Source organism: Thermodesulfobacteriota bacterium (assembly GCA_040753795.1).
GTDB lineage: Bacteria > Desulfobacterota > Desulfobacteria > Desulfobacterales > Desulfosudaceae > JBFMDX01.
This window is the reverse complement of the sequence record JBFMDX010000018.1, coordinates 21,641-47,692: the sequence shown is the minus strand read 5'-3', so window position 1 is coordinate 47,692 and position 26,052 is coordinate 21,641. Positions and strand designations below refer to the sequence as shown.

The following is a 26,052-nucleotide window of genomic DNA, read 5'->3' as shown; positions in this document are numbered from 1 at the left end:
GGTTTCAGTCGCCGACGGCGGTTTTTAGGGAACAAAACATTTCTAAATCTATAGAGTTATAGTCTATAGTCAATGCCCAAGAGGATACCGTATGAGGATCAAGGATCTGGAAGAAAAATCGGGCGTGCCCCGCACCTCCATTCATTTTTATCTGCGCCAGGGGCTTCTGCACCCGCCCCGGAAAACCGGTCGCACCATGGCTTATTATGATGACAGCCATGTACAGCGGCTCAAGGAAATCAGCCGGCTCAAACAGGGGTCCCGGGTTCCCCTCGCACTCCTTAAAGAGCATCTGGGTTCCGCCGACATGATGTCGCCGGGGGCACCTGAGCCCTTTGACGCGCGGAAAACCGTCACCACCACAAAAGAAAAAGAGCGCAAACGCCAGGAGATCATCAGGGAAGCCATACGCGTATTCAGCCGGAAGGGATACCATCAAACCAAAATCGCCGACATCACCGGTTCCCTGAAAATCTCCACCGGCACCTTCTATCTTTATTATCAGAACAAGCGGGAACTGTTTATCGAGGTGATCGACAGCATCTTCCGTAATATTGTCGGAGAGGCCGCCGCAGCCATCAAGGAGGAGGCTGATTTTGTCAAACGCCTGAAGATCAGGGGCCGGGTTTTCTATGAGAACTACACCAAATACAGTGAAATTCTGAACCAGTTGAGGGCCGAGCTGGCCAGCGAAGAGCAGTGGCCGGCGGAGAAAATCAAAAAAATCTACCACGGCCTGACAAAGCCCGTTATTCAGGAGATCGAAACCGCCATCAAGGACGGAATCATCCGCGACATCGACCCGGATCTGGCGGCCTACGGGCTGACCGGCCTGATTGAAATCATGTCCCTGCGGCTTTCCCTGGATAACAAATACAACCTGGAAAACATCATGGATTTTATTACCGACCTGACCATGGAACGGCTGTTGCCCCAGCGCAAAAAACGCAAAAAGGGAACCCCAGGATAAGACTGCTCTCCCACCTTACCATTTAATTAATAGCACCGTATACGCAGGCTTTAATACATTTCCTGCACCCTTCGCATAAATCGGCGCTATCAATATGCGCATGTTTATGAATTTTAATATCAACCATGCCAATGACATTATTGGGGCAAGCTTTTATGCATTCCCCGCAAGCCTCACATTTTTTGGGGTTTAGTTTGATGAATTCTGTTTTAATATGCTTGCGACTATGAAAATCAAATCTCATCGTTAATTTCCTTCCTTTTTCTATTTCTCTTTGTCCGGGTAGATCCGGCAGAGACTGCATTTCAATGATTCAGAGCCGGTTTCCGGATCATAGGACATTTTACCGAAAAGCTGGTTGAGACTGGATCTTTTCCAGCCATGCTCCGGTGGGTCTTCTTCCGGGAACCACCAGGCGAACTGGGCGCAAACCGTATCTTCCGCCATGCCGTCAAAGAAGGCAGCCCGCATTTTAACCCGTTTATCCGTAGTTTCTACCCAGACCCAGTCATTGTCATTAATGCCCAGGCTTTGGGCCGTGGCCGGATAAATCTGAACCATCGGATCAGGCATACGCCGACGCAGCGATGATATCTGACGGCCTTCACTGATAAAGAACTGCGGAATTTTTACCCCCCCGATAAGAATCAGCGGATAATTTTTAGCTGTTTCCGGGGTTGAAACCGGCGACAAGGCCGGTTCACGGTATACGGGCAGAGGCTCGATTCCCATTTTCATCAAATCTTTGGCATAAATTTCGAATTTGCCCGAAGGGGTTTTGAAAAAATGCTTTTCCGTCTGATATCCGAAAACCCGGGGTTTATTGACCAGGATGCCTTTTTCAAAAAATTCTTCATACCCGCAACCGGTACCGGCCAGCATCCATTCGCCAATCTCACGCAAGTTTTTCCAGGGGAAAGCCTTCTTCAGGCCGAGTCGCTGGGCCAGCCGGAGCATGCATTCCTGAGGTTCCATGGTATCCCCGACCTTGGTGAGCGCTTTACGGGCCATCAGGCTGTAGGTATGCCCGCCTGAGGTATGAATATCATTATATTCCATCCAGGTGCAGGCCGGCAGAAACAGGTCGGCGAACTGAGCCGTGGGGGTAAGAAAAAAATCCGTGACGACCACATATTCCAGCAATTGGAGGGCCTTTTCGATCATCAGCGAGTTCGACATGCTGACCAGCGGGTTCGATCCTATTATCCAGAACGCCTTCAGACGATATGGGTCGCCGCTGACGATGGATTCCCAGAAGGCCGGCGGATGGACAATCGGCATCATGGGATATCGCGATCCTCTTAAATTGTGTAGGTTGGCCATCATGTTGACCATGCCGATCCTGTTTTCAATCCATGGTCCCACCCGGTCATAAAATTTGCTCGCAAGGTAGCTTGCGGGTTTTAAGGCCTGTTGTCTCAGGAATCGATGCCAGGCCGGCAGGCGCATGGCCTGCTTTTCACTGTCCAGCGCATAGGCCATATTTTCCAGCGGCAGGAATTGTATGCCGGCAAAGCGATGATCATGATAGGCGGATCTGATCCTGAAGCCCTCGGGCCGGGCATAGATGATATCGCCTCCCGGCCGGTGCAGGTTGCCGGTTATGGCCCTGAGAATGAGCAGCGACCGGGCGGTGTGAAAATTGCAGCGGCTGTGGTCAATCCCGTTGCCCCATTGCATGCAGGCCGGCTTGACCGTGGCATAGGTTCGGGCCGCCTCGCTGATGAGTTCGGGGCTAAGGCGGGTAATCGCTGCCGCCCATTCCGGCGTACAGGATTTGACATGTTCCCTCAATTCTTCAAATCCGACCGTATATTTCCGGACAAATTCATGATCAACCAGGTCTTCGCGGATAATCACATGAATCATGGCAAGGGCCAGGGCGCCGTCCGTCCCCGGCCTGAGCCCCAGCCAGAGATCGGCATCATTTACGACCCGCCGCGGATCGATGACGATCACTTTACGCGCGCTTTTCATGGCCCTGGTCAAGATACCGCCGCACATGCCGTCAGCCGAATGATGCCCGATAGGGCCGGTAATGTTGCAGCCCCAGATCACTAAGCATTCCGGCTTAACACCGCTGCTGGCGTAGACATCGCATACCGGCATCTCGCTCATCCCCTGGGTGGCCAGATTGGCATGTATGCGCGGCCAGAAGCACAGATGAGCTACACCAGTCATGTTGGGCGTACCAAAGGCATTGGCGAAGCGAATCCCCAGATTTTCATACGGTCGCCCTGTTCCGTGCATCATTCCGAAATACCAGGGGCCGAATTGTTTCCGGATGCCATCCAGTTTGCCGGCCATTTCATCCAGCGCCTCATCCCAGGTGATGCGTTCCCATTTATTCTCACCTTTTCCGCCCCGGCGTCTCAAGGGTTGCAGAATCCGGTCAGGATGGTAGAGCAGTTCCGGCGAAGCGGCGCCTTTGGGGCAGATGAACCCCTTGCTGACGGGGCTCTGCGGATCACCCGTGACCTTGACGACTTTATCCCCTTCCAGGTGCACCAGTACCTGACAACCCCCGTGACACATCTGGCAGGCGGATCGGACAATACGTTTATCTGCCATCGTTATCCCTTTCTGTTTTTCAGGTGAAGGCTCTTCGATATTTTCATTTTTCTTTCCCGGGGTCATTTTGTTATAATTAATTTATTAGGTAGTCTCCTGCTTGTCACCTCGCATTTATTCGGTGATTGTCATGGCAACTGAAAAAGACGTAAACCCGCGTAAACAGCCGATCCAGGAACGGTCAAAATTTACGGTTGAAGCCATTTTCGAGGCCGCTATTCAGATTTTTACGGAAAATGGATATGCCGGTTCGACCACTGATTTGATCGCCGAACGGGCAGGTGTTTCCATTGGAACCCTTTATCAATATTTCCCGAATAAGAAAGCGATTCTGATCGGCATTTGGGATCGAAACATGCAAACCGCGGATAAGGGGCGGGATCTTTTTATCAATGCCATTAAATGGGAAGGCGGGCTGAATCCCGAAAAGATGAAATCAATTGTAACCGCATGCCTTGATATTCATAAGGATTGCGTAAAACCGCATTTGTTCTTTGAAGAAATACCGCAACCTGATTTCATTCAAGAGCGGTTAAAGGAAAAAGAGTCAATTGTAATCGCGCTTTATACCGCTATTCTGGATCACAGCGCGAATATTCGAATTCCAGATAATCGTACCGGTGCCCGAATGATTTATGAAGTCATGGAACGATTGACCCATCGCTACCTGCTGCATTTTCAGAATGAAATGAGCGAAGATGAATTCATTTCAGAAACAGCTGATATGATCAGCCGTTATTTATTTAAAGGGAACAATACGAAGCTCAACCCCATCTGAGATGGGTGACACGTAATTCGGGGGGCAACCGCACGCCTGCTTATCGGGGGAAAGCCTTCTCTGGGCTGCGGACTGGCCACCACGGGTTAAGCGCCACAGGCATCTTAATTTATCTTCCGGAGCCGGCTGTTCTGATAAAACAACCGCCATCATCACTGTGATCCCCGTCTTTATCATCGGTTACGGTAACATTAATGGTTTCCCATTTGTTTTCATTGTCCGCGTACCGCATATCGCCGAGGATATGAGCGTATATTTGGTGGCTGCCCGTGGCCTCCGGCACCCAGGTCGCCCATATGTACGAATCGCCCCGGGGCAAGTCCCTGGCAATTTTCATGGCGATCAGCTTGCCCCCGGCTTTGGGGTCCCCGTCATAAAACAGGGTGAAAAAGCTGTGAGGATGCTGGGCCTGGGTCTGAATGTGCGCCCGCAGCTGCACTTTTTTCCCCTTTTTAACCGAGATAGAACCATCGGATTTAAGCCCGCCTGATGTCTTGATGCTCAGCGCCTCATCCGACAGGCTCACATCCGCGTCATGATCGCCCGAGGTGGCGACAGAGAGGGGGCCGTTGGCGTTCTGGCTGACCCAGGACTCGGCCCATTCGGGTAAGTTCATTGACGACACGGCGGCCGTCTGGGCTTCATCCTTGGCCAACACATGGATTATATTGCTGACCGGGTAGGTGCCCACATTATTCCCGCCGGGCATCTGTTCCGTGCGTTTGTCGTCTTTCCAGCCTTCATGGATTTCATCCACTTCGTTTTCTTCATCCAGACACACCATGAACCGGTAACCGTAACAGGATTTGGCCACCTGGCTCAGGCCAGTGGTGTCCCAGGGCACACGGACTTCCCGCATGGATTCTCCATTGGGTTCCTTGGTGCCGACAAGGGGCAGGTTCTGCGGGTCTGTTGAGGTGTCGCCGATCCGATACGTCATATCCGGCTGGGTCCGCCATGTCCATCCCGGCGCCATATTGCCGCTGCTGTTGTCAAACAGGCAATAATAGAACCGGACGTTGAACGCCCCGGTATCCCCATACAGGGCGTAATTGTAAACCCTGGCGCAAAGCAGCACCTTGTCCCCGTCATAGATGGACCCGGAGAGGTATTCATAATCCTTGCTCACCGGGTTAAGTTCGCCTTCCCTCAAGAAGAAACCCCGCATGTAGTTTTTATCAAAATCCTCGTTGGGCTCCCACCATTCATAAAAATGGTTCACATCCTTGTCCCGCCATTTCATTCGCCGGGGGAGGTTCAGGGCCGGATCGGTCTTGCCCCCGCCGTAATACCGGGTCCAGAAATCATGGGAAACATCCACCCCAAGCGGGTCCACCGCATGGGCCACCCTGAAGGTGCCGCCGTTTGCGCTGGTGTAAACCGCGGTCATGAATTTGTAGGACCGATTGTCCTCCGGGTTGACCGGGAGCTGGATGGTCAGCCCGCCGGCCTTCTTACTTTCCTGTTTTCCGATGGTGCTGCCGCCCCAGCTCTGGTTGGCATCAAAACTGAGCTTGACGTCGGATTCATACTCTACTTTTGTATGCTCCGGGAGCTTGATCTTGCCGGAGAGGGTGAAGGTCAGCGCGGCGTTTTCGGTGAAGGTGTTGTTGTACTCCCTTTCATTTTCTTCGCTTCTGGTGTCGGAAAACGTCAATTCAACTTTCTGCCCGTTGGCTGCGTAAGGGAAAGGTCCCATATTGCCGAGATTGAACACTTCCTGATATTTATACTCCTCTCCGTAGATATCGGTTACGGTGAACTCGCCCACATCCGTTGGCCAGGGAATCTTTCGTGCCTGGTAGGCCGTGTAATCAGGGTAGGAGAAGATATTGTGGTTTTCATGAATGGGCTGGTACTCATCAAATTCGGTGAACCCGGTGGTCTGAAACGTGTCGGGGACATGGGGGTCCGGCGTCCCGGGAACGATCACCTGATAGTATCCATAGGGCGCTTCGCTGTTGCCGGTCATCAAGCCATAAATGGGATATAACCACACATCAACATGCTGAATGCGGCCGCCGATATTGTCGTCGCGGTTCGTCGCCCGTTCCACCTTGGCCTCCACCTCCACATACTCCGAATTGGTATCCGCGGTGGATTGGTCATACTGATAACCGAGTCCCAGCTCTCCCCCCATCCCAATGGTTGTTTTGCAGATAAAAGGAACCTTGCTGGTAATACTGGCCTTGGCGTCCAGGCTGGCCGCTCCGGCGATTTCATAGGAAGAGGTGTTTTTAGTCGTGCTTTCAAGGGACGAACCGTCGGAGAAGGTTGTTTCGACATTGAATTCGTCATATCCGCCGATGTTCACCGCTTCCCATTCCCCTTCGGGATGCTGCGGGTCTTTCGGCAGCCAGTCCACGTGCTTCGGCGGCTCCTCGATCATCCCCTCCAGCTTGATGATTTTATCCATCACCACCTGCATCGGGGGCCCCAGGCGCCAGGTGTCGCCGTCAAAATCATAGGGCATGGCAAAATAAATTCGATACCGGGCGATGTCGCTGAGTTTTTCACCGGCCGTTTTGGTCACGGTTTTGAGATCCGACGATACGGTATAGACTCTCCAGAAATAATGGTTTTTATCGTCGTCAAGCGTTTTAAAGGCACTGCCGGCCATGGCGAGCTGCATGGCCGGATTGTTTTCCTCACCACTCGTGCCGTGCCCCACGAAATTACCGGCGGATAATGACAGGTCGAATTGTTTAAAATCCCGCTTGTTGTCATCGATGGTTTCATTCTTCTCCGCCTTCATGACAAGGTTATAATTTGCATCCATGTCGAAAGTGGTGATTTTGATCCACAGATCATCTTTGTCCCGTTTAAGGCCCACGGCGGCAAGCTGACGCCGGTTAAAATCATAGCCGTTTGAAGGGTCGAAGTGGAACAGGCCGGCGGCCAGCCGCACCTTGGTTTTCGTATCCCCGGACGACCCGTAATAATCATCGAGATCACTGGTGGTTTTTAAGGTCAGGGCGAGGTTTGCGTCCGTTTCAAATACATAGAATTTGCGACCCCCGGAGGCGATGATCTGCTGGGTGCCCTTGCCTCTGAAATCGCCGCAGGCCAGGTCCACGGCATAACCGCTCCAGTATAAATCGGAGGAGGTGGAATTAAAGGCGAGTGCGTATGTTCTGGATTGATCGTCATAGTTGAGCCTTCCGGTTTTCACAATAAAATTGTCCCCGGCTGATTCCGGCTTTACCATGGCAATGGCGATTTCCTTAGCGAGATCCCCGTTGAAATCTCCCAGAATCACATCAACATTCCGGTAGGAGCCGGCAAAATCACAGGAGGCCAGTATCTTGAAGTTATAGTCCAGCACATCCACCATGACCCCTTCGCCATTATTGGCATACAGCGCCGAACGCACCACGATGATTTCATCATGATACGCGCCGTTTTCGTCAACCATGCGGTCGAGATCCCCCACCGCCAGGGAGATGTAGCGCTGGTCGGGGGGATTCGTAACGTTTTTGGGTCCCCGCAAGGTCAGGCGGCGGATCGTATATGGATATATTTTCATGTCATACAATTCCACATATGTCGTGGCGTCGTCGGGATTTAAAAGCGCATAAACAAGGATATCACGATCCGGATACGCGATCCTGCCGGCGGCCATTTCTCCCACTGGTTCGTCGTCATAAATGCCTGTCCCATAGCCGCCTTCATACATGTCATCCCATGATGTTAATGCATCATCGGTTGGAATCATCAGCGCTCTATCAGGATTTACCGAAGGTCCTCCCTGGTAATGCCCGAGGACAAGCTCATCATCCTGAAACAGCATGGTATCATCCATGGGGTCCGTGTCCCCCGGATTGGCATGGACATCCTCGGCCACGGCCGGCGGCGTCCATCCCCCAACCAACGCAAATAACCCCATCACCACAAAAACAAATAGAAACGAAAACCGTTTGGTGTTCCAGATGCTGCTCATGAAATCTCCTTAAAAAATAAAAAAATCATAAAAATTGTGGGAACTATAAATGTATGAGTACGCGATTGTAAAGAGCTAATTCGGGGGACAGTATAGCTATTTCTTCTCTGTTGACAGTGATTGTTAAGTAACGATATCGTTCTTCTATGGCAAGGATGGCAAGAGTAGTAGCTGAAAAATCACGGTTGACAGAATGATTCTCTGAATAACGAACGTAACATGAGACATCGGAGATGATATGAACCGGAACGACATCCTAACGGTAAATTATGACGGCGCGCTGGCGACGGTGACCATCAACCGCCCGGAGAAGAAGAACGCCATGTCCCTGGATGTTCTGGACGGGCTTTATGAGATCGCCAGAAGTTTTGAAAAACGGTCCGATGTGACCGCGATTATCCTGACCGGAGCGGACGGTGTTTTCAGCGCCGGGGTGGATCTTTCCGACCCGAAAATGGCCGAGGTAATGACCGCTCCCCTGGCTCAAAAACGGAAATTGATGGAATACGGCCCCAGAATGTGCGGCGCCTGGGAGGCCCTGGATCAGATCACCATTTGCGCCATCGAAGGATTTTGCGTGGGCGGAGGCGTGTCCCTGGCCTGTGCCTGCGACTTCAGGGTGATGGCGGAATCGGCCTTTATCCGGGTGCCGGAAATCGGGCTGGCCATGAATATGAGCTGGGCCACCATACCCCGGCTGGTTCACCTGGTCGGGCCGGCCAGGACCAAGGAAATTGTTTTGTTCGGCGAAAGAGTTTACGCGCGGACCGCCTGCGACTGGGGCTTTGCCCAGCGGGTATGTCCCGACAACGCGGCCATGGAGGAAGCCGGGAAAATCGCGGCAAAGGTCCTGGCCCTGCCCCCCATGCCCGCGGCCATGACCAAGCAGACCGTCAACGCCGTTACCAACGCGCTGGACCGGTCCATCGCGCATATGGATGCCGATCAGTTCGTCCTGACCCTGCTCTCGCAGGACTTTAAGGAAGGCGTCGAGGCCTTCTTCCAGAAACGCAAACCGAACTTTTCCGGCTCATGACCTGTGTGTCGGGATCTGTCAGGGAAAATGAGGCACGCTGTTTAACACATTAAACTCCAATTAAACCTGACAGGCCAACGAACGGATCCAGTCGCCGGCCGGGTCCCAGACCAGGCAGAGGCCGTCCATCAGGGCGCCGCAGGTGACCACGCAGGGCCGCAGGTCGGCCAAAGAAATGGTCTCATCCACGGGGAGGGAGCGGGTGGCCGCCCGGCCGTCACGGGGATAAATGATTTCAGGAGAGTGACTGTGGCCCCGGAACAGCACCTCGCCGGGGTACATTTTGAAAAACAGGTTGGCCGCCAGCGGTTCCATGACCCGCACCATGGCCGACAGGCCGAGTTCGTTTTCAAACGGCAGGGAGTGGGCGAACAGCGCCCCGGCATCAGACCGGACCAGAGGCAACCGTTCCAGAAAAGATCCCAGCAGAATGGCCTCGGGATCATCTTCATAATCCTGAAGATTGACGGCGATGGCGTGTTCGTTATTGCCCTTGACGGCCAGCACGTGATGTTCGGCGATCAGGGCCAGGCAGTCCCGGGTGGTGTCCGGGTAGGCCGAGTCGCAGATATCGCCCAGGTGATAGAGGACATCGCATCCCTGGCGCTGGAGAAGAGAAATGCCGGCCGACAGGGCGCGAACCTGGCCGTGGCTGTCGGCCATGATGCCGACCCGGGCGGAGGTCTCATGGTTTTGATCGACGGCCATTGATCGCTTGTCACTGGGGTTATCCATATATTCCAATTAGCATAACCAGGTAGAGCGTGTCTACCTGATTGGTCATTGTTCGCTTAGATAACCTTGATGACTTCTTAACAAGTCACGAATGATCGCTATGTCATTTCGACCGAAGGGAGAAATCTTTTTCCAAAAGGTTATATTTCAGGGATTTCTCGCTACGCTCGAAATGACACGGGCATGCAGCTTTTTTCGGGGTCATCGTCTTTAATATCGTAGGGGCTATTCCGCCAGGAACCCGGATTTCAGGAATTCCCGGTTCATGCGGGCGATGTTGACGATGGAGATCTCCTTGGGGCAGCGCGCCTCGCATTCCCGCTCATTGGTGCAGTTGCCGAAGCCCAGGGCGTCGTGGACTTTGAGCATGGCGGCCACCCGCCGGGCGGCCTCGGGCCGGCCCTGGGGCAGCAGGGCCAGCTGGGAAATCTTGGCCCCGGTAAAGAGCATGGCCGCGGCGTTGGGACAGGAGGCGACGCAGGCGCCGCAGCCGATGCAGGCGGCGGCATCCATGGCTTTTTCCGCGATCTCCTGGGGAACGGGAATGGCGTTACCGTCCGGCACCCCGCCGGTGTTGACCGAGACATAGCCGCCGGCCTGGATGATCTTGTCAAAGGCGCTGCGGTCGACGATCAGGTCTTTGATTACCTTAAAAGCCCGGGACCGCCAGGGCTCGATGACCAGGGTGTCGCCGTCGTCAAAATGGCGCATGTGAAGCTGGCAGAGGGTGGTGCCCTTCTGGTGACCGTGGGCGTACCCGTTGACCATGGCGCCGCACATGCCGCAGATGCCTTCGCGGCAGTCATGGTCGAAGGCGATGGGCTCCTGGCCCGTGCGGGTAAGTTCCTCGTTGACCACGTCGATCATTTCCAGAAAGGACATGTCCGTGGAGATGTTCCTGGCCGGGTATGTTTCAAACCTGCCTTTACTTTCCCTGGTGCCCTGACGCCACACCCGCAAGGTCAGATTGATGGTCTTCATTATTTATAGCTCCTTTGCGACAGTTTCACGTTTTCAAATGCCAGCGGCTCCTTGTGAAAAATCGGCTTCTTCCCTTCCCCGGCGTATTCCCAGACCGCCGCGTGAGTGAAGTTTTCGTCGTCCCGCCGGGCCTCGTTCTCCTCCGTCTGGTAAGCCTCGTTGAAGTGACAGCCGCAGGATTCCCGCCGGGCCAGGGCGTCCTCGACCATGATCTCGGCAAACTCCAGGAAATCGGCAACCCGGCCGGCTTTCTCCAGGGACTGGTTCAGATCGGCCGCCGCGCCGGGCACCAGCACGTCTTTCCAGAAGGATTGGCGCAGGTCCCGGATCAGGCCGACGGCCCTGGTCAGGCCGGCGTCGTTGCGGGCCATGCCGCAGTGGTCCCACATGATCCGGCCCAGCTCCCGGTGGAAATCGTCCACCGTGCGCTTGCCTTTTATGGCCAGCAGCCTGTCGGTAAAGGACCGGGTCGCGGACGCGGATTCCTTAAACGCCGGATGATCGGCCGTAACCGCCGGCAGGGCCGTGCCGGCCAGGTATCCGCCGATGGTATAGGGAATGACGAAGTAGCCGTCGGCCAGGCCCTGCATCAGGGCGCTGGCGCCCAGGCGGTTGGCCCCGTGGTCGGAGAAATTGGCTTCGCCCAGCACGAACAGTCCTTCCAGGTTGCTCATGAGGTTGTAATCCACCCACAGGCCGCCCATGGTGTAATGGACCGCCGGATAGATCATCATGGGCGTTTCATAAGGGTTGTCGTCGGTAATCTTCTCATACATGGCAAAGAGGTTGCCGTACTTGCGGGCGATGACGTCCCGGCCGTCGCGCTTGATGGCGTCGGCAAAATCCAGGTAAACCGCCAGGCCGGTGTCACCCACGCCCTTGCCTTTGTCGCACTGTTCCTTGGCGTTACGGGAGGCCACGTCCCGGGGCACCAGGTTGCCGAAGCTGGGATACTTCTTCTCCAGGTAGTAATCGCGCTCGTCCTCCGGTATCTGATGGGGCGGCCGCTTGTCGCCGGGCTTTTTCGGCACCCAGACCCGGCCGTCGTTTCTCAGACTCTCGCTCATCAGGGTCAGCTTGGACTGGTAATCGCCGTGGACCGGGATACAGGTGGGGTGGATCTGGGTAAAGCAGGGATTGGCGAACCCCGCTCCTTTCTTATAAGCCCGGAAGGCGGCGGTGACATTGCTGGCCATGGCGTTGGTGGACAGATAAAACACATTGGCGTACCCGCCGGTGCACAGCACCACGGCGTGTGCGGCGTGGGATTCGATATCGCCGGTGATCATGTTGCGGACGGTGATGCCCCGGGCCTTACCGTCGACCAGCACCAGGTCCAGCATTTCCCGGCGGGGAAACATCTCCACCTTGCCGGTCTGGATCTGCCGGGACAGAGCCCCGTAGGCGCCCAGCAGGAGCTGCTGGCCGGTCTGGCCCCGGGCGTAAAAGGTGCGGGAAACCTGGGCCCCGCCAAAGGAGCGGTTGGCCAGCAGGCCGCCGTATTCCCGGGCAAAGGGCACGCCCTGGGCCACGCACTGGTCGATGATGCTGGTGCTGAGCTGGGCCAGGCGGAAAACGTTAGCTTCCCGGGCCCGGAAGTCGCCGCCCTTGATGGTATCGTAGAAGAGCCGCCGGATGCTGTCGCCGTCGTTCTGGTAGTTCTTGGCGGCGTTGATGCCGCCCTGGGCCGCGATGCTGTGGGCCCGGCGGGGGCTGTCCTGGATGCAGAAGCACTTGATGTTATAACCCAGCTCCGCCAGGCTGGCGGCGGCCGAGCCGCCGGCCAGGCCGGTGCCCACCACGATGATGGTGAATTTCCGCTTGTTGGCCGGGTTGACCAGTTTCAGTTCAAACCGGTGCCGGTCCCACTTTTCCGCCAGGGGCCCACCGGGAATATGGGCATCAAGTTTCATGTTGTTGTCCTCACATTATATCATTATCAGATAAACCGGTATCAGGCCGAAACCCGCCGCCACCACCGCCGCGAACGCCAGGCCGGCCCTGGCGATCAGGGGCGAATACTTGGCGTGGTTGAAGCCTACGGTCTGAAACAGGCTCCAGAAGCCGTGGCTGATATGGATTGCCACCACCAGCACGGCCATCACATAGACAGCGACCGTCAGCGGCGAGGTGAAGGCGCCGGTCATGATCTCGTAAACCGACCGGCCCGAGTTCACTTCCAGGCGGAACCCGATGAGATGGATCACCAGGAACACCAGAATGAAAAACCCGGTATAGGGCATGGTGGCCGACCCGATGGTGCGGCCCCCGGAGCTTTTCCGGACAGCGTACCGCACCGGCCGGGAACGCCAGTTCTGGTAAAAGAGGACTGTCCCGGTGGTGACGTGTACCAGCGCCAGCAGCACCAGTCCCAGTTCGGCCACGTTGATGAGCACGCCCAGGGAGTGCAGATGCTCGACATAGGCGCTGAAAGTCTCGCTGCCGCCGTATACGGTCAGGTTGCCGATCAGGTGCACCACCAGAAATCCGCAGAAACAGAAGCCGGTCACGGCCATCAGCAGTTTCTTGCCGATGGAAGAGGTAAAAACCGTCAACAGGGGGTTCATATGGTCACTCCGCTTTCAGAAAGTTGCTTGATTTCTTCGTCGCTGTAGCCCAGCTCACGCAGCACCGCAGTCGTGCTTTCACCGAAATTGTCGGGCAGGGTGCGGACAGCGCCGGGGGTATCGCTCAATTTCACCGCCACGCCCATGGTCTTGGCCCGCTTGGGGTCGGGATCGCCGGTCGCGACCACCATCTCCCGCTCGGCAAAGAAGGGGTCATCCAGCACTTCGGCGAACGTCTGGACCGGGGCCCAGCAGCAGTCCACGCCGTCCAGGCTCTCTTTCCATTCGGCCAGGGTCTTGGATGCGAAAATCGACCGCACCCGGTCGATGATCTCCTGGCGCCGGATTTCGTCATATTGCAGGGGGATGAATTCGGCCACGCCCAGGTGCTGGCAGAGGTTTTTCCAGAAGCGGTGCTCCAGGGCGCCGATGGAGATATCCCGGCCGTCTTTGGTCCGGTAAGTGTTGTAAAAAGCGTAACGGTGGGACAGCACGGCGCTGCCCCGGTCCGGCCAGATGCCGGCCATCTGGTACATGAACAGGGCCGCGGGCATGAAAGCCAGCATGGAGTCGGTCATGGAAATGTCGATGTACTGGCCCCGGCCGGTTTTTTCCCGGGCGACAAGGGCCATGAGGATACCGATGGCCGCGTTCATGCCGCCGCCGGCGATGTCGGCGAACTGCACGCCCGGGATGCAGGGCGGCTGATCCCCATGCCCGATCTGGTCCAGCACGCCGCACATGGCCAGATAATTGACGTCATGGCCGCTGCGGTCGCGGCAGGCGCCGCTCTGGCCGTAGCCGGAGATGGAGCAGTAAATGATGCGGGGATTCTTTTTGGCCAGCGTCTTGTAATCCACGCCGAGTTTTTCGACCACCCCGGGCCGGAACCCTTCCAGCACCACGTCGGCATCGGCCACCAGTTTGGAAAAAATTTCCTGTCCCTTCGGTGACTTCAAATCCAGCGCGATGTGCTGCTTGTTCCGGTTGACGATGTTTAAAAACAGACCGTCCGCCAGGAACCGCTTGTCTTCAACGGCGATCACCCGCGCCCCGTGATCCGCCAGGATCATGGAACAATACGGCCCGGGCAGGAGCCGGGAGAGATCGATCACTTTAATTCCGGTCAGGGCGCCATTTTTCAACATAATTATCTTCTCCGTTTTTATCTGTGATTAAGTGGTTAAGTTTTAAGTTTTAAGTGTTAAGTGTTAAGTTTTAAGTGATGAAAAGATTGTCGTGAATAGTATTCCGTTCAACCACCTAATCATCTAATCACCTAAACACAAAAACACCCGGACATCCAATCACATAGCACCTAACCGCCCTAACCACTTAATCACTTAGCCCTTAAAACTTAACCACTTAAAACTTAACACTTAACCACTTAAAACTTAACACTTAACCACTTAAAACTTAAAACTTAATCACTTATTTTTTAAAGTCCCGACATTTTGCCTACGACCAGTTTCATAATTTCGTTGGTGCCGGCGAAAATGGGCAGCACCCGCAGGTCCCGCCAGCCGCGCAGGATCATGCTGCGCTCGGCCGTGCCTTCTTCGCCGATCAGGTCCAGCACCTGGTTGGAGACCTTCTGGGTCAGGTCCGTGTGCCAGTACTTGGCCATGCAGGTTTCCCGGACCACGTTCTTGCCTTCCATGTGGTCGGCCACCAGTTTTTCCATGAAGATCCGGCCGATGTGGGCCTCGGTCATCATCTCCACCAGCTGGAAGTTGATGGCCTGGTGCTTGGAGTAGGGCTTTCCGGCGGCGTCCTTGGTGGACTGGCAGTACCCGATCACGGCCTCGACCATGATCTCCACCGCGAACTGGGCCATGACGGCGCAGACCAGCCGCTCCTGCTGGAGCTTTTCCATGAGCATGATAAAGCCCATGTTTTTCTGCCCCAGGATGTTGGTCTTGGGGATGCGGCAGTTGGTGAAAAAGAGTTCGGCCGTGTCCTGGCTGTGGAAACCCATCTTTTCCAGGTGCCGGCCGCGGGTGAAGCCGGGCGTGCCGTCCTCGACGATGTAAAGCGAAACCGCCTGATGGGGGTTATCGGCCTTGGGGTCCTTGGCCGCCACCACCACCAGGTCGCAGTTGATACCGTTGGTGATGAAAGTCTTGGAACCGTTGATCTCGACCATATCGCCGTCATCGGTCGCCGTGGTGGTCATGGCGGCCACGTCGCTGCCGGCGTCCGGTTCGGTCATGGCCACGGCCGTGATGATGTCGCCGGTGGCGCAGCCGGGGATGTATTTTTTCTTGATCTCCTCCGAACCGTAGGAAACGATGTAAGGCACCACGATATCACTGTGCAGGGGAGCGGCCAGACCGGTGTGGTTGGTCCGGGCCAGTTCCTCGGCCACGATCACCGAATAAAGAAAGTCAAGTCCATGCCCGCCGTACTGCTTGGGGGCGTTGGTGCAAAGAAACCCTGCCTGGCCCATTTTCTTCCAGGCGCTCTTGGGCACGATGTGATCCTTTTCCCACTGGTCCACGTTGGGGACGATCTCCTTCTGACAGAATTCGCGGAGCCGCTTGCGGAAATCTTCGTGCGCTTCCGTATAATGCAGTATATCCATACCCATCCTCCTTCAGGCGTAACCCATGCGTTATTTGATTTTTCCGACAATGGCTTCCGCGATAATGTCCTTCTGGACACCAACGGCGCCGGCGAACAGGTCGATGAACTTGGCGTCCCGGTAAAAATGCTCCACTTCGTATTCGGTCATGAATCCGTAACCGCCGTAGAGCTGGATCGCCTCATAGGTTACCGCCATGGCCGCCTTGGCGGCCGTCATCTTGGTCATGGCGGCCAGGCCCGCATCCAGCTTGCCCTGATCAAAGGTCCAGGCGGCCCGGTAGGTCAGGGTTCTGGCATATTCAATACGGGCGACCATGTCGGCCACCTTGTGCCAGGTGATATGGAACATGGCCAGCTTCTTGCCGAACTGCTCCCGCTGCTTGATGTAGTCCAGGGCCTTTTCATAGGCGCCCTGGGCAATGCCCACGGCCATGGCCGCCAGCAGAACCCGCAGTTCGCTCAGATAGGCGTTGACCTGGGCAAAACCGGCGCCTTCCTTTCCGAGCAAGCCGTCAGCGCCGATCTTGACGTTGGTAAAGGTGACGTCAGCGGCCGAGAGCATGTTGCAGCTCATGCGGCGGCCCACGTTCTGACAGGATATCCCCGGCAGTTTGGCGTCCACGATAAACATGCTCAGGCGTTTGTCCGGCGTAGCCGCGGCGTCGTCGGTCCGGCACAGCACAATGTAGAACCCGGCCGTGCCGCCGTTTAACACCAGGGACTTGCCGCCGTTGATGATCCAGCCGTCGCCGTCTTTTTTGGCCGTGGTCTGGGGATTGCGCAGGTCAAATCCCTGCCCCGCTTCCAGAAAAGCCGCTCCGGAAAGCATCTTGCCCTCGGCCACGGGCGCCAGGTATTTTGCTTTCTGGGTATCACCGCCGAAGCGCAGGACGCACTCCGCGCCGTAACCGGACAGAATCAGCGCCAGCCCCAGGGTGGAATCCTTGCGGCACAATTCCTCGGCGATCAGGCAGTTTTCAAACAGGCCCATGCCGGCGCCGGCATATTTTTCCGGAAAATGGATACCGATAAACCCGAGTTCGCAGGCTGCCGCCAGGACATCGGCGGGGTACCTGCCTTCTTTTTCCAGGTCCAGGCCCAGGTCCTTGTCGAATTCCCCCTTGGTGAAATCCCGGACGGCCTTCTGGATCTCCTTCTGTGATTTGTCTAAGTCGAAATTCATTGGTCCCCCACGCGATGGCTTCGTAAAAAGCTCAATCTCTGCGTTGCGCTGCATCTCTTTCGAGTTTCACGTACGGTTAGTACGCTGCACTCATCGAGCTTTGCGGCGCCTTGATCTTGAACTTTTTACTTTGCCATCCGAATTATGGCTTTTATTATTGGAGAAACAGGGGAGACGGAAAACCGCCTCCCCTGTCTTTTCCGTTAATGACCGTTTTCGCCGGTCCGGTCCCTTAGGCGCCGTACTTGCCGATGATGGAAATGGCGCAGATGTTCTGGAACGGGAACCCGCCGAGGTTATGGGTCAGTCCGAATTTCGGATCTTTGAGCTGACGTTTGTCCGCCCGGCCCAGGAGCTGCAGGTACATTTCATACAGCATCCGCAGGCCCGAGGCGCCGATGGGATGGCCGAAGCACTTCAGCCCGCCGTCAACCTGGCAGGGAACCTGGCCGTCCCGGTCGTACATGCCGTTCAAGGCGTCCTTCCAGGCCTGGCCGCGCTCGGAAATGTGCAGGTCCTCGTAGGTGACCAGCTCGGTGATGGAGAAGCAGTCATGGACTTCCATCATGCTGATTTCCTTCTTCGGGTCCTTGATGCCGGCTTCCGCGTATGCCCGGGTGCTGGCCACGGAGGTGGTCATGAAATGATCGCCGGCCCACTCGTTGTAGCCGACTTCCTCGCCGCTGCTCAGGGCCACCTGCAGGGCCTTGACGCTGATGATTTCCTTTTTCCCCAGCTTCTTGGCGATTTCCGGCGTGGTCACGATGGCGCAGGCCGAACCGTCGCTCACCCCGCAGCAGTCGAACAGTCCCAGGGGGTGGGCGATGATCGGCGACCCCAGGATCTGGTCCATGGTGACGGCCTTCTGCAGGTGGGCCTTGGGGTTCAAGGCGCCGTTGGCGTGGCTCTTGAAGGAAACATGAGCGATGGCCTGCTTCAGGTCCTTGTCCGAAACCTTGTACTTGGCGCAATAGGCGCTGGCCAGCTGCGCGAAGCAGCCCGGCGCGGAAATGTTCGGCCACCACTGCCAGGTCAGGGAGCCGGCGCCGGACCCGGGGCTGGGCAGTCCGCCGTAGCCGGTGTCTTTCAGCTTTTCCAGGCCCTGGGCCAGACAGATGTCATAGGCGCCGGAAGCCACCGCGTAAACCGCCCCGCGGAAGGCCTCGGTGCCGGTGGCGCAGTAGTTTTCCACCCGGGTGACCGGGATCATGGGCAGCCGCAGGGTGGTCGACAGGGGCATGCCGGTTTTGCCGACGTTAATTTCTTCCAGGCAGGTGCCGAACCAGGCCGCCTGAATATCTTTTTTCTCCAGGCCGGAATCGGCCAGGCACTCTTCAAAGGCCTCCACGATCAGGTCTTCGCCGTTGGCATCCCAGCGTTCTCCGAACTTGGTGCAGCCCATACCGATAATCGCTACTTTATCTCTGATACCTGTAGCCATGTGTTCATCCTCCCTATTTTAAGGAAAACAGCTTTTCAAGAAGCTGAGATTTCATGATATCGCCCTCGATGACCAGGGCGCCGGACGAATAGGCCTTCATGGGGTTGAGCTGGCCGGTGACCATCTTGACGAAATCGTCGTCCTTCATCTTGATGGTGCAGGTCGCCTTGCCCGCCTTGCCCTGGGCCACGGTGCAGGCCTGGTCCTTGACGGTGACGTTCCAGTCGCCGCCGGTGGGACCGGCGATGCAGTACTGGAAGACCACGTCCACGCCGGCCGCGGCGTCCTTCTTAAAGACGCTGGGCATCATGTCAAAGACCGCCTGGGGGGTGACGTCGCCGCCCGCGGGCGCTCCGCCGGCGGCCGGTTTGGCCTCGGCGGCTGCGCCGGCCGGCTTGGGACCGGTCAGCAGGTCCATCATGGCGGAATTGAGGTCGGACAGTTCCTTGGCCCCTTCCAGGCTGTTGATGGCGTCCCAGTTCTTGTGGATGTCCTCGGGCGTGGGCAGTTTGTCCTTGCTGCCGATCTGGACGGTGTTGCCGGTCATGACGGCGGCCCGGTTGAAGTAGCCCATACCGGCGTTGAAGATGCTGCCGTTGGACTCGCACTCCTCGCTGGACAGGTAGGTCACCAGCGGCACCACGAATTCCGGTTTCATCTTGGCGAAGATCTCCGGCGGCATGATGTCTTCGGTCAGCCGGGAGGCAGCCAGGGGCGCGATGGTGTTGATCTTGATGTTGTACTTGCCCCCTTCCAGCTTGAGGGTGTTCATGAAGCCGACCAGGCCCATCTTGGCCGAGGAGTAGTTGGTCTGGCCGAAGTTGCCGTACAGACCCGCCCCGGAGGTGGTCATGACGATGCGGCCGTAGCCCTTTTCCTTCATGATGGCGAAGGCCGGACGGGTGACGTTGTAAGCGCCCTTGAGATGGACCGCCAGGACCGCGTCCCAGTTCTCCGGTTCCATCTTGAGGAAGCTCTTGTCGCGCAGGATGCCGGCGTTGTTGATGACGATATCGACGGTGCCGAAAGCCGCCACGGCGGCCTTGATGATGTTCTCGCCGCCCTCGGCCGTGGCCACGTTATCGTAGTTGGCGACGGCTTCGCCGCCCAGGTCCTTGATCTCCTTGACGACCGCTTCGGCGGGCGTGGCGGAACCCTTGCCGGACCCGTCACGGGAGCCGCCCAGGTCATTCACCACCACCTTGGCCCCGCGTCTGGCGAACTCCAGGGCATAGGCCCGGCCCAGACCGCCGCCGGCGCCGGTGATGACCGCCACCCGGCCGGCCAGGCTGATTTTGTCCAGATCGGACATGGCCCCGACCACGGGTTTGGCTTTCCAGAAGTAAGAGGAGAACTTGCGTTCCGGATCCACTACCCGGCGGCGGAAGACCATTTCCACCGGCAGGCCGACCTTGACGTCGTCGATGGTGCAGTCGGTGAAATCGGCCATCATGCGGCCGCCGTTGACGAACTCGACCATGCCGTAGATGTTGGGCGGATCGACGCTGACCGACAGCATGTCGCCGGTAAAGGTCTTGATCCGGGCCGGCTGGTCGGCGAACTCATGCTCCTCCTGGGTGTTGGTGGCGCCGCAGCCCGGATTGACGCAGACCTTGGTTTTGGGGAACTGGGCCGTGCCGCACTTGGCGCACTTGCCGCCCACCAGTCCGAGGAGCATCTTGCGGTTGCGGTAGAGGGCCGTCAGGGCCGTCTGCAGAGGCGCTTCGGCGCGGATGCCCATATCCGGTTCGATCAACTGGCGGAAAACCAGGAACTTGGCGTAATTGTCAATGGAGAGTTTCTTCTCCAGGGCGCCTTTGGCGCCGTCCCGGGTGGAAGCCTTGGCGATATTGTCGGTGGTCTTGAAGCACAGGACGTCGCAGCCCTGGCCGAATCCGGCCACCACAATGGTCTGGCCCGGCTTGGCATCATCCAGGGCCGCGGCCAGCATCAGCAGGGCGTGGGCCGTGCCGGTTTCGCCGCAGACCTCATGCAGGCCGTCGGTGACCGCGGCGGGATCGATGCCGCACTTCTTGGCGATGCTTTTCCGGTCCTTGGTGAACACGCAGGGGAAGACAAACTTGTCAACGTCCTTGCCGGTGAGGCCGGTCTTGTCGAACAGCCCCTTGACCGCCTCGGGAATAATCTTGGAAAAGCCTTCATCCCGCAGCCAGCGTTCTTCCCAGTAATAATCAAAACGCCGGCCCTTGCCCTTGTAATGGTCCACGAAATCCCGGGTCAGGGAGAAAGACCCCTTGTACTCGGCGATCACGTCCGTCGAGCCGACGGCCACGGCGGCGGCGCCGTCGCCATACCACATTTCGTAAAAATAGCCGGGCTTGGTTTCCCGGGCGTCGCTGCCCACGACCATGACGTTTTTCTTTTCCCCGCTCTTGACCGATTCGACGGCGTGAATCAATGCCGACGTCCCGGCCCGCTGGGAAGAAGTAAAGTCCGCGGTGGCGATGTGCTCGCTCAGATTCAGGGCCGTGGTGATGATGCCGGCGTTCTGCCGGTCGAAAAACGGCAGGCTGGTGGAGGCCAGGTACAGGCCGTCCAGCTGCTTTTTGTCGTATCCTTTCAGACAATCCCGCGCCGCGCCGACCGCCATGGTGATGGTGTCCTCATCCCAGTTGCACATGGAACGCTCGCCCTGGGCGACCATCATGATCGCCGGAGCGAACCAGCCCATGGTCTGGAAAATGGAGCTGCGGCTCAGCCGGTAACGCGGAACAAACGCGCCATAAGAAGTAATACCGATCATTTTATATGTCTCCTTGTTAAATTTCCGGTTGATGATTCAGCGTTTCCGCTCTTCTCAACTTACCGGCTCATTATTTTTTGAACACCTTCTCGATCAGCTGCGATTTCATGACGTCGCCTTCGATCACCAGCTTGCCGGAGGAATAAGCCTTCATGGGAGCCAGCTTGCCGGACATCATATCCAGGAAATCCCCGTCGGCCATCTTGATGGTGCAGGTGGCCTTGCCGGCCGCGCCGCTGTTGACGGTACAGGTCTGGTCCTTGATGACGCAATGCCAGTCCCCGCCGCCGCCGCCGGAGATGATGAAGTTGAAGATGACATCCACGCCCTTGGCCGCTTCCTTGACGAAATGGTCGGTCATGGTGGCAAAATAATCCTTGACCGAACCCGCGGCCGCCGGAGCCGCCGCGGCAGCCGCCGCCGGGGCCTCAACCTCCGCCTTGGGCGGCGACATCAGGTACGTCATGGCATCGCCGACCTGATCGTTGAGCTGATAATAGGCTTTACCGTTCTTTAAGGAAGCGATCTGACGCATGTTGTCGCGAATGTCTTCGGCTGTGGGAAACTCGCCCGTTTTGGGCTTGAGCACCGCGCCGGGGCCGGTGACCATGGCCGCCCGGTTAAAGAAGCCCATGCCGGCGTTATAGATGTTGCCGTTGACGTCGCACCGGTCGCTGCACAGGTACAGGGTCATGGCGCTGACGTATTCCGGATCCATCTTGGCGAACACGTCCGGCGGCATGATGTCTTCGGTCAGGCGGGAGGCCGCGATGGGGGCAATGGTGTTGACCTTGACGTTGTATTTGCCGCCCTCAAGCTTAAGGGTATTCATGAAGCCGACCAGGGCCATCTTGGCCGATGAGTAGTTGGTCTGGCCGAAGTTGCCGTACAGGCCGGCGGCCGAGGTGGTCATGATGATGCGGCCGTAACCCTTTTCCTTCATGATCTGGAAGGCCGGCCGGGTGACGTTGTAAGCGCCGTTTAAGTGAACGTTCATGACCGCGTCCCAGTTTTCCGGTTCCATTTTCAGGAAGCTCTTGTCCCGCAGAATACCGGCGTTGTTGATGACGATGTCGACCGTGCCGAACGCGTCCACGGCCGTCTTGACGATGTTGGCGCCGCCTTCGGCCGTGGCCACGTTGTCGTAATTGGCCACCGCTTCGCCGCCGGCCGCCTTGATCTCTTCGACCACCTTGTCGGCGGCCGATGATGAGCCTTTGCCGGAGCCGTCGCGGGATCCGCCCAGGTCGTTGACCACCACCTTGGCCCCGCGCTTGCCCAGTTCCAGGGCATAGGTACGGCCCAGGCCGCCGCCGGCGCCGGTGACAATGGCCACGCGGCCGTCAAAGCGGATTTCGTCCTTGGGAACATCGCCGTATTCAAATACGCCCAGATCGATGACGGTGTCACCGGTCTTGGTGTTGATCACGCGCCAGTAAGCCAGGCCCTCTTTCTCCTTCCAGATGAGGAGCTTGATGGGATCGCCCGGCAGCAGTGTCTTGGAGAAGCGGCAGGCCATGCGGCGGGCCTTTTCCGGCTGTCCCGGGATGAGTTTTTCGATGAGCAGGCGGCAGGCGAACCCGTGGGTGCACAGGCCGTGCAGGATCGGCTGCTTGAAGCCGGCCATTTTGGCGAAATCCTTGTCCACGTGCAGGGGGTTGATGTCGCCGGACAGGCGGTACAGCAGGGGCTGGTCCGGTCCGGGCTGGGCGTCGGCTTCCAGGTCGTGCTTGCGGTCGGGAATGACCACCGGGTTCTTGGGGGCGTTCTCGCCGCCGAATCCGCCGTCAAAACGGGCAAACAGGGTGATGATGCTGGTGAACAGCTTCTCGCCGCTGGAATGCCAGGTATCACTCTCACCAACGATAATGGCGCCCTTGTCGCCCTTGTCGTAAATGTGCGATACCTTGCCCTCTGTTTTCAGCTTCCCTTCTCTGGGAATGGGGTTATGAAAAATCAGTTCCTGCTCGGCATGGAGCAGCCCGGCCAGATTGAGATCCGTGTGGATCGCGATCTGGGTCAGAAAGTCGAAAATCGCCGCAATAGAAAAGCTGGGAATGACCTTCAAATCCTTTTCGTAGCAGTATTCCAGGTTTGAAAAGCCCGCTCCCACACCCAGCGCGTAAAGCACCACGTCCTTCCAGGTGTAATCCCTGGTTACCGGGTCCAGCTTTTTCCCTACGGCATCCAGCTTTAACGCCATAACCTACCTCCTTTTTATAATGATGATGATTGCCTCAACTTGCCGCTTTATTATTTTTCTGCCCTTCCTGAGTAAAGGCCGGGATCAGAATAAACCGCAACGTGTCCTTGATGATCTCAACGTACTGGGCCTGTTCCACCCCGAGAATGGGGCGCAGAAACTTCTCTCCGGAGGTGAAGCTGAACAGGGACAGAACCATGGCCATGACCCTGGCCTTGGCAATGGGCGTGATGCTGCTCTTGTCCATGGCCAGCCCCATGGACACGGCGATATTGGAAATATAGTCCGATATGGCCACGCCCAGTTCCTCGGTTTCCTTGGAGCGCATGAAGGAACTGAACAGGATCAGGCGGGTGACGTCGATATTGGCAAAAAGATAGTCGCACATCTCGTCGATGGCCACCTGCAGCCGGGTGTTCATGGACTTGCCCCGGACCACGCCTTCCACGGATTTCAATTTCTTGTCGATGTCGTTGTTGAAATGCTCCAGCACCGCCTGGTAGAGTTCTTTTTTCTCCCCCCAGTGGTAATACAAAGTGGAAATATCGATACCCACATCCTTGGCGATCATGCGGGTGGTGGTGCCGTCGTATCCGTATTCGGCAAAAAGCTTCTGAGCCGAGGAAAAGATGCGGGCTTTCATGGAATCGGGATTGGAGAGGGCTTTCTGAAGCGTGGTGGGCATGTACGGTTATCTCCGATTGTCGTCCGCGAGGACCGCATATTGAGAATAGTCAGGGGAAATCACAGCGTTTGCTTCCATACGATGTATCCAAATGCATGTTTCCATCGATTGATGGAGAGATTATTACGCCGGGCTGGCCCGGCTGTCAAGAATATTTTTTATATTTTTTTTAGAATTTTTTGTTGTTTTGGGTTCGTTTCTGGTTTCTTTATAAGTATTTGTTTTTATGTGTTCTTTGGTTTGTACTTTTCTTTGGAGTGGTGTGTACTTTCCTTTGACGCAAAGAAAAGTACCAAAAGAAACATGACCCGGCACCGCCGGTCACGCCCGGGGCGTGACGCCCCTCGCTCAGGCGTTTTTTCGGCGCGGGCAGAAACTCGTCCCGCTTTGCGGGACTCAAACAGTCGGCCCGCTTTGTCCGAAAAAACCGCCCTCGCTCGGCGGCGCTGCCACGGACCGGGTAAAACTGGGCAACAACTATTTGATTTCTTAATAGTTCATGATAATATCGACACCCACTAATCAGCAGCGGCTAAAAAATGGTTATTCCGGCCGCAACCCTTGTTTAATATCGACAATGTTCCGTAAGGATTGACTAACGATGAAAACCTGGCAGGAAGTGGAGTCACTGGCGGATGAGAACGGCTTTATACCGGAAGATATATATAATGAACTGGCCGGGGATTTTCCCATATGTCCGCCTCAAAATCCGGAAGTGCGGCGGATCGAGGACGAGGTCTGGGGAAGTTACCTGTCCACCACCCGGCGCCGGGACAAAAAGAGCCAGATGTACCAGGAGATGTTCCGCTATGAGTGGTACGAAGGCCTCAAACGGCGGGGCTTCTGGGGCAACATCGAAAAAGCCCTGGGCCTGCTGGAACCGGAGCAGACCCGCGTCATCAGCATCCTGTCGGCCGGCAGCGGCCGGGACCTGATCAAGGTCGGACTGGCTACGGGCGTGTTTGCGTCAACGGCGCCCGCAAAAATAAGGGGCACCTGGCGGGAAATCGATAAACAATATCTGCGCCTGGCCAGGCCGGACGCCCGGATCATGATGACCGAATTTGACGAAAACAGTCTGGCCAGCCTGCGCCGGACCGTGGCCACCCTGGTGAGCGACGGGATCCTCACCCCGGAAATGACGGCCATCCGCAAGTGGGACTTCCGCCAGGCCGCGCCCCTGGCTACGGGCTCACAGGATGTCATCATCTTTTCCCTGACCGGCAACTACGCCACCATCGAGGAGCAGCCCCTGATCCTGCGGGAGATCGCCCGCTGCGTAAAAATCGGCGGCCATCTGGTCGCCTCGGCCATGACCGACAAGATCGACTTTCACAAAGCCCGCAGCCATTGGGGAAAGCTGAAGCTGGCCCTGACCACGCCCCTGGCCTGGCCGGTGGCCCTGGATTTCATCCCCTGGCAGATCCGCTGGGCCAAAATGGCCGGGAAAATGAACGACCAGGGCTACTGGCGAAACGTGTCCGCCGCCGTGTGGATGAAGTTCCTGGAGCCGGCCGGCATGGAGCAGGTCAGGATCTACCCCGGACCGTCCGACTTTCTGCCGGTGGAGGTGCTGGTGGCCCGGAAAATATGAAGCCTCCTAACGACGGAA

At 56.9% G+C, this 26,052-nt stretch carries 18 protein-coding genes; 4 read left to right on the top strand and 14 right to left on the bottom strand.

Annotation, left to right across the window (positions count from 1 at the left end; translation table 11 throughout):
• Nucleotides 1–91 precede the first annotated feature (91 nt).
• Nucleotides 92–970, top strand: a complete 879-nt coding sequence (locus tag AB1724_16825; GenBank protein ID MEW6079473.1) for a MerR family transcriptional regulator — start codon at nucleotides 92–94, stop codon at nucleotides 968–970.
• 22 nt (nucleotides 971–992) lie between these two features.
• Here the strand turns inward: AB1724_16825 and AB1724_16820 are convergent, their stop codons facing one another.
• Entirely contained in the window at nucleotides 993–1,214 is a 222-nt protein-coding gene (locus AB1724_16820; GenBank protein MEW6079472.1) for a 4Fe-4S dicluster domain-containing protein, read from the bottom strand.
• Between the two features lie 20 nt (nucleotides 1,215–1,234).
• Nucleotides 1,235–3,541 (bottom strand): molybdopterin-dependent oxidoreductase, encoded by a 2,307-nt coding sequence (locus tag AB1724_16815; protein MEW6079471.1) that lies wholly within the window; start codon nucleotides 3,539–3,541, stop codon nucleotides 1,235–1,237.
• Between the two features lie 130 nt (nucleotides 3,542–3,671).
• Between AB1724_16815 and AB1724_16810 the strand changes: the two genes are divergently transcribed.
• Nucleotides 3,672–4,319: a TetR/AcrR family transcriptional regulator gene (locus tag AB1724_16810; protein MEW6079470.1), complete on the top strand. Its 648-nt coding sequence runs from the start codon at nucleotides 3,672–3,674 to the stop codon at nucleotides 4,317–4,319.
• Between the two features lie 109 nt (nucleotides 4,320–4,428).
• On the opposite strand, the gene AB1724_16805 is transcribed toward AB1724_16810, so the two are convergent.
• Entirely contained in the window at nucleotides 4,429–8,259 is a 3,831-nt protein-coding gene (locus tag AB1724_16805) for a hypothetical protein (protein MEW6079469.1), read from the bottom strand.
• 238 nt (nucleotides 8,260–8,497) lie between these two features.
• Here AB1724_16805 and AB1724_16800 point away from each other — a divergent pair, with 238 nt between their 5' ends.
• Complete coding sequence (locus AB1724_16800; GenBank protein ID MEW6079468.1) at nucleotides 8,498–9,295, top strand: enoyl-CoA hydratase/isomerase family protein; 798 nt, start codon at nucleotides 8,498–8,500, stop codon at nucleotides 9,293–9,295.
• Between the two features lie 60 nt (nucleotides 9,296–9,355).
• Here AB1724_16800 and AB1724_16795 read toward each other — a convergent pair whose 3' ends face one another.
• The 11 genes from AB1724_16795 to AB1724_16745 form a co-directional block, all read right to left on the bottom strand.
• Complete coding sequence (locus AB1724_16795; GenBank protein MEW6079467.1) at nucleotides 9,356–10,030, bottom strand: metallophosphoesterase family protein; 675 nt, start codon at nucleotides 10,028–10,030, stop codon at nucleotides 9,356–9,358.
• A gap of 225 nt (nucleotides 10,031–10,255) precedes the next feature.
• On the bottom strand, nucleotides 10,256–11,011 hold the full coding sequence (locus AB1724_16790; GenBank protein MEW6079466.1) for a succinate dehydrogenase/fumarate reductase iron-sulfur subunit: 756 nt from the start codon (nucleotides 11,009–11,011) through the stop codon (nucleotides 10,256–10,258).
• Complete coding sequence (locus AB1724_16785; GenBank protein MEW6079465.1) at nucleotides 11,011–12,924, bottom strand: fumarate reductase/succinate dehydrogenase flavoprotein subunit; 1,914 nt, start codon at nucleotides 12,922–12,924, stop codon at nucleotides 11,011–11,013. Before AB1724_16785 ends, AB1724_16790 begins: the two co-directional genes overlap by 1 nt.
• A gap of 15 nt (nucleotides 12,925–12,939) precedes the next feature.
• Nucleotides 12,940–13,578, bottom strand: a complete 639-nt coding sequence (locus AB1724_16780; GenBank protein MEW6079464.1) for a succinate dehydrogenase cytochrome b subunit — start codon at nucleotides 13,576–13,578, stop codon at nucleotides 12,940–12,942.
• Nucleotides 13,575–14,726 (bottom strand): CaiB/BaiF CoA-transferase family protein, encoded by a 1,152-nt coding sequence (locus AB1724_16775; GenBank protein ID MEW6079463.1) that lies wholly within the window; start codon nucleotides 14,724–14,726, stop codon nucleotides 13,575–13,577. Before AB1724_16775 ends, AB1724_16780 begins: the two co-directional genes overlap by 4 nt.
• Before the next feature lie 290 nt (nucleotides 14,727–15,016).
• Nucleotides 15,017–16,162 (bottom strand): acyl-CoA dehydrogenase family protein, encoded by a 1,146-nt coding sequence (locus AB1724_16770; GenBank protein MEW6079462.1) that lies wholly within the window; start codon nucleotides 16,160–16,162, stop codon nucleotides 15,017–15,019.
• Nucleotides 16,163–16,192: 30 nt separating this feature from the next.
• Nucleotides 16,193–17,347 (bottom strand): acyl-CoA dehydrogenase family protein, encoded by a 1,155-nt coding sequence (locus tag AB1724_16765; GenBank protein MEW6079461.1) that lies wholly within the window; start codon nucleotides 17,345–17,347, stop codon nucleotides 16,193–16,195.
• Between the two features lie 232 nt (nucleotides 17,348–17,579).
• Nucleotides 17,580–18,788, bottom strand: coding sequence for an acetyl-CoA acetyltransferase (locus AB1724_16760; protein MEW6079460.1), 1,209 nt, complete (start codon nucleotides 18,786–18,788; stop codon nucleotides 17,580–17,582).
• Nucleotides 18,789–18,801: 13 nt separating this feature from the next.
• Nucleotides 18,802–21,552, bottom strand: coding sequence for an SDR family NAD(P)-dependent oxidoreductase (locus AB1724_16755; GenBank protein ID MEW6079459.1), 2,751 nt, complete (start codon nucleotides 21,550–21,552; stop codon nucleotides 18,802–18,804).
• A gap of 70 nt (nucleotides 21,553–21,622) precedes the next feature.
• Nucleotides 21,623–23,755, bottom strand: a complete 2,133-nt coding sequence (locus tag AB1724_16750) for an SDR family NAD(P)-dependent oxidoreductase (GenBank protein MEW6079458.1) — start codon at nucleotides 23,753–23,755, stop codon at nucleotides 21,623–21,625.
• Between the two features lie 34 nt (nucleotides 23,756–23,789).
• On the bottom strand, nucleotides 23,790–24,440 hold the full coding sequence (locus tag AB1724_16745) for a TetR/AcrR family transcriptional regulator (protein ID MEW6079457.1): 651 nt from the start codon (nucleotides 24,438–24,440) through the stop codon (nucleotides 23,790–23,792).
• Between the two features lie 601 nt (nucleotides 24,441–25,041).
• Between AB1724_16745 and AB1724_16740 the strand changes: the two genes are divergently transcribed.
• Complete coding sequence (locus AB1724_16740; protein ID MEW6079456.1) at nucleotides 25,042–26,034, top strand: class I SAM-dependent methyltransferase; 993 nt, start codon at nucleotides 25,042–25,044, stop codon at nucleotides 26,032–26,034.
• The last annotated feature ends 18 nt before the right edge of the window (nucleotides 26,035–26,052 follow it).

Coding starts and splice junctions, on each gene's coding strand:
- AB1724_16780 (MEW6079464.1), bottom strand. CDS start 13,578: ATGAACCCCCTGTTGACGGTTTTTACCTCTTCCATCGGCAAGAAACTG.
- AB1724_16785 (MEW6079465.1), bottom strand. CDS start 12,924: ATGAAACTTGATGCCCATATTCCCGGTGGGCCCCTGGCGGAAAAGTGG.
- AB1724_16750 (MEW6079458.1), bottom strand. CDS start 23,755: ATGGCGTTAAAGCTGGATGCCGTAGGGAAAAAGCTGGACCCGGTAACC.
- AB1724_16755 (MEW6079459.1), bottom strand. CDS start 21,552: ATGATCGGTATTACTTCTTATGGCGCGTTTGTTCCGCGTTACCGGCTG.
- AB1724_16820 (MEW6079472.1), bottom strand. CDS start 1,214: ATGAGATTTGATTTTCATAGTCGCAAGCATATTAAAACAGAATTCATC.
- AB1724_16825 (MEW6079473.1), top strand. CDS start 92: ATGAGGATCAAGGATCTGGAAGAAAAATCGGGCGTGCCCCGCACCTCC.
- AB1724_16810 (MEW6079470.1), top strand. CDS start 3,672: ATGGCAACTGAAAAAGACGTAAACCCGCGTAAACAGCCGATCCAGGAA.
- AB1724_16790 (MEW6079466.1), bottom strand. CDS start 11,011: ATGAAGACCATCAATCTGACCTTGCGGGTGTGGCGTCAGGGCACCAGG.
- AB1724_16795 (MEW6079467.1), bottom strand. CDS start 10,030: ATGGATAACCCCAGTGACAAGCGATCAATGGCCGTCGATCAAAACCAT.
- AB1724_16760 (MEW6079460.1), bottom strand. CDS start 18,788: ATGGCTACAGGTATCAGAGATAAAGTAGCGATTATCGGTATGGGCTGC.
- AB1724_16805 (MEW6079469.1), bottom strand. CDS start 8,259: ATGAGCAGCATCTGGAACACCAAACGGTTTTCGTTTCTATTTGTTTTT.
- AB1724_16770 (MEW6079462.1), bottom strand. CDS start 16,162: ATGGATATACTGCATTATACGGAAGCGCACGAAGATTTCCGCAAGCGG.
- AB1724_16740 (MEW6079456.1), top strand. CDS start 25,042: ATGAAAACCTGGCAGGAAGTGGAGTCACTGGCGGATGAGAACGGCTTT.
- AB1724_16800 (MEW6079468.1), top strand. CDS start 8,498: ATGAACCGGAACGACATCCTAACGGTAAATTATGACGGCGCGCTGGCG.
- AB1724_16745 (MEW6079457.1), bottom strand. CDS start 24,440: ATGCCCACCACGCTTCAGAAAGCCCTCTCCAATCCCGATTCCATGAAA.
- AB1724_16775 (MEW6079463.1), bottom strand. CDS start 14,726: ATGTTGAAAAATGGCGCCCTGACCGGAATTAAAGTGATCGATCTCTCC.
- AB1724_16765 (MEW6079461.1), bottom strand. CDS start 17,347: ATGAATTTCGACTTAGACAAATCACAGAAGGAGATCCAGAAGGCCGTC.
- AB1724_16815 (MEW6079471.1), bottom strand. CDS start 3,541: ATGGCAGATAAACGTATTGTCCGATCCGCCTGCCAGATGTGTCACGGG.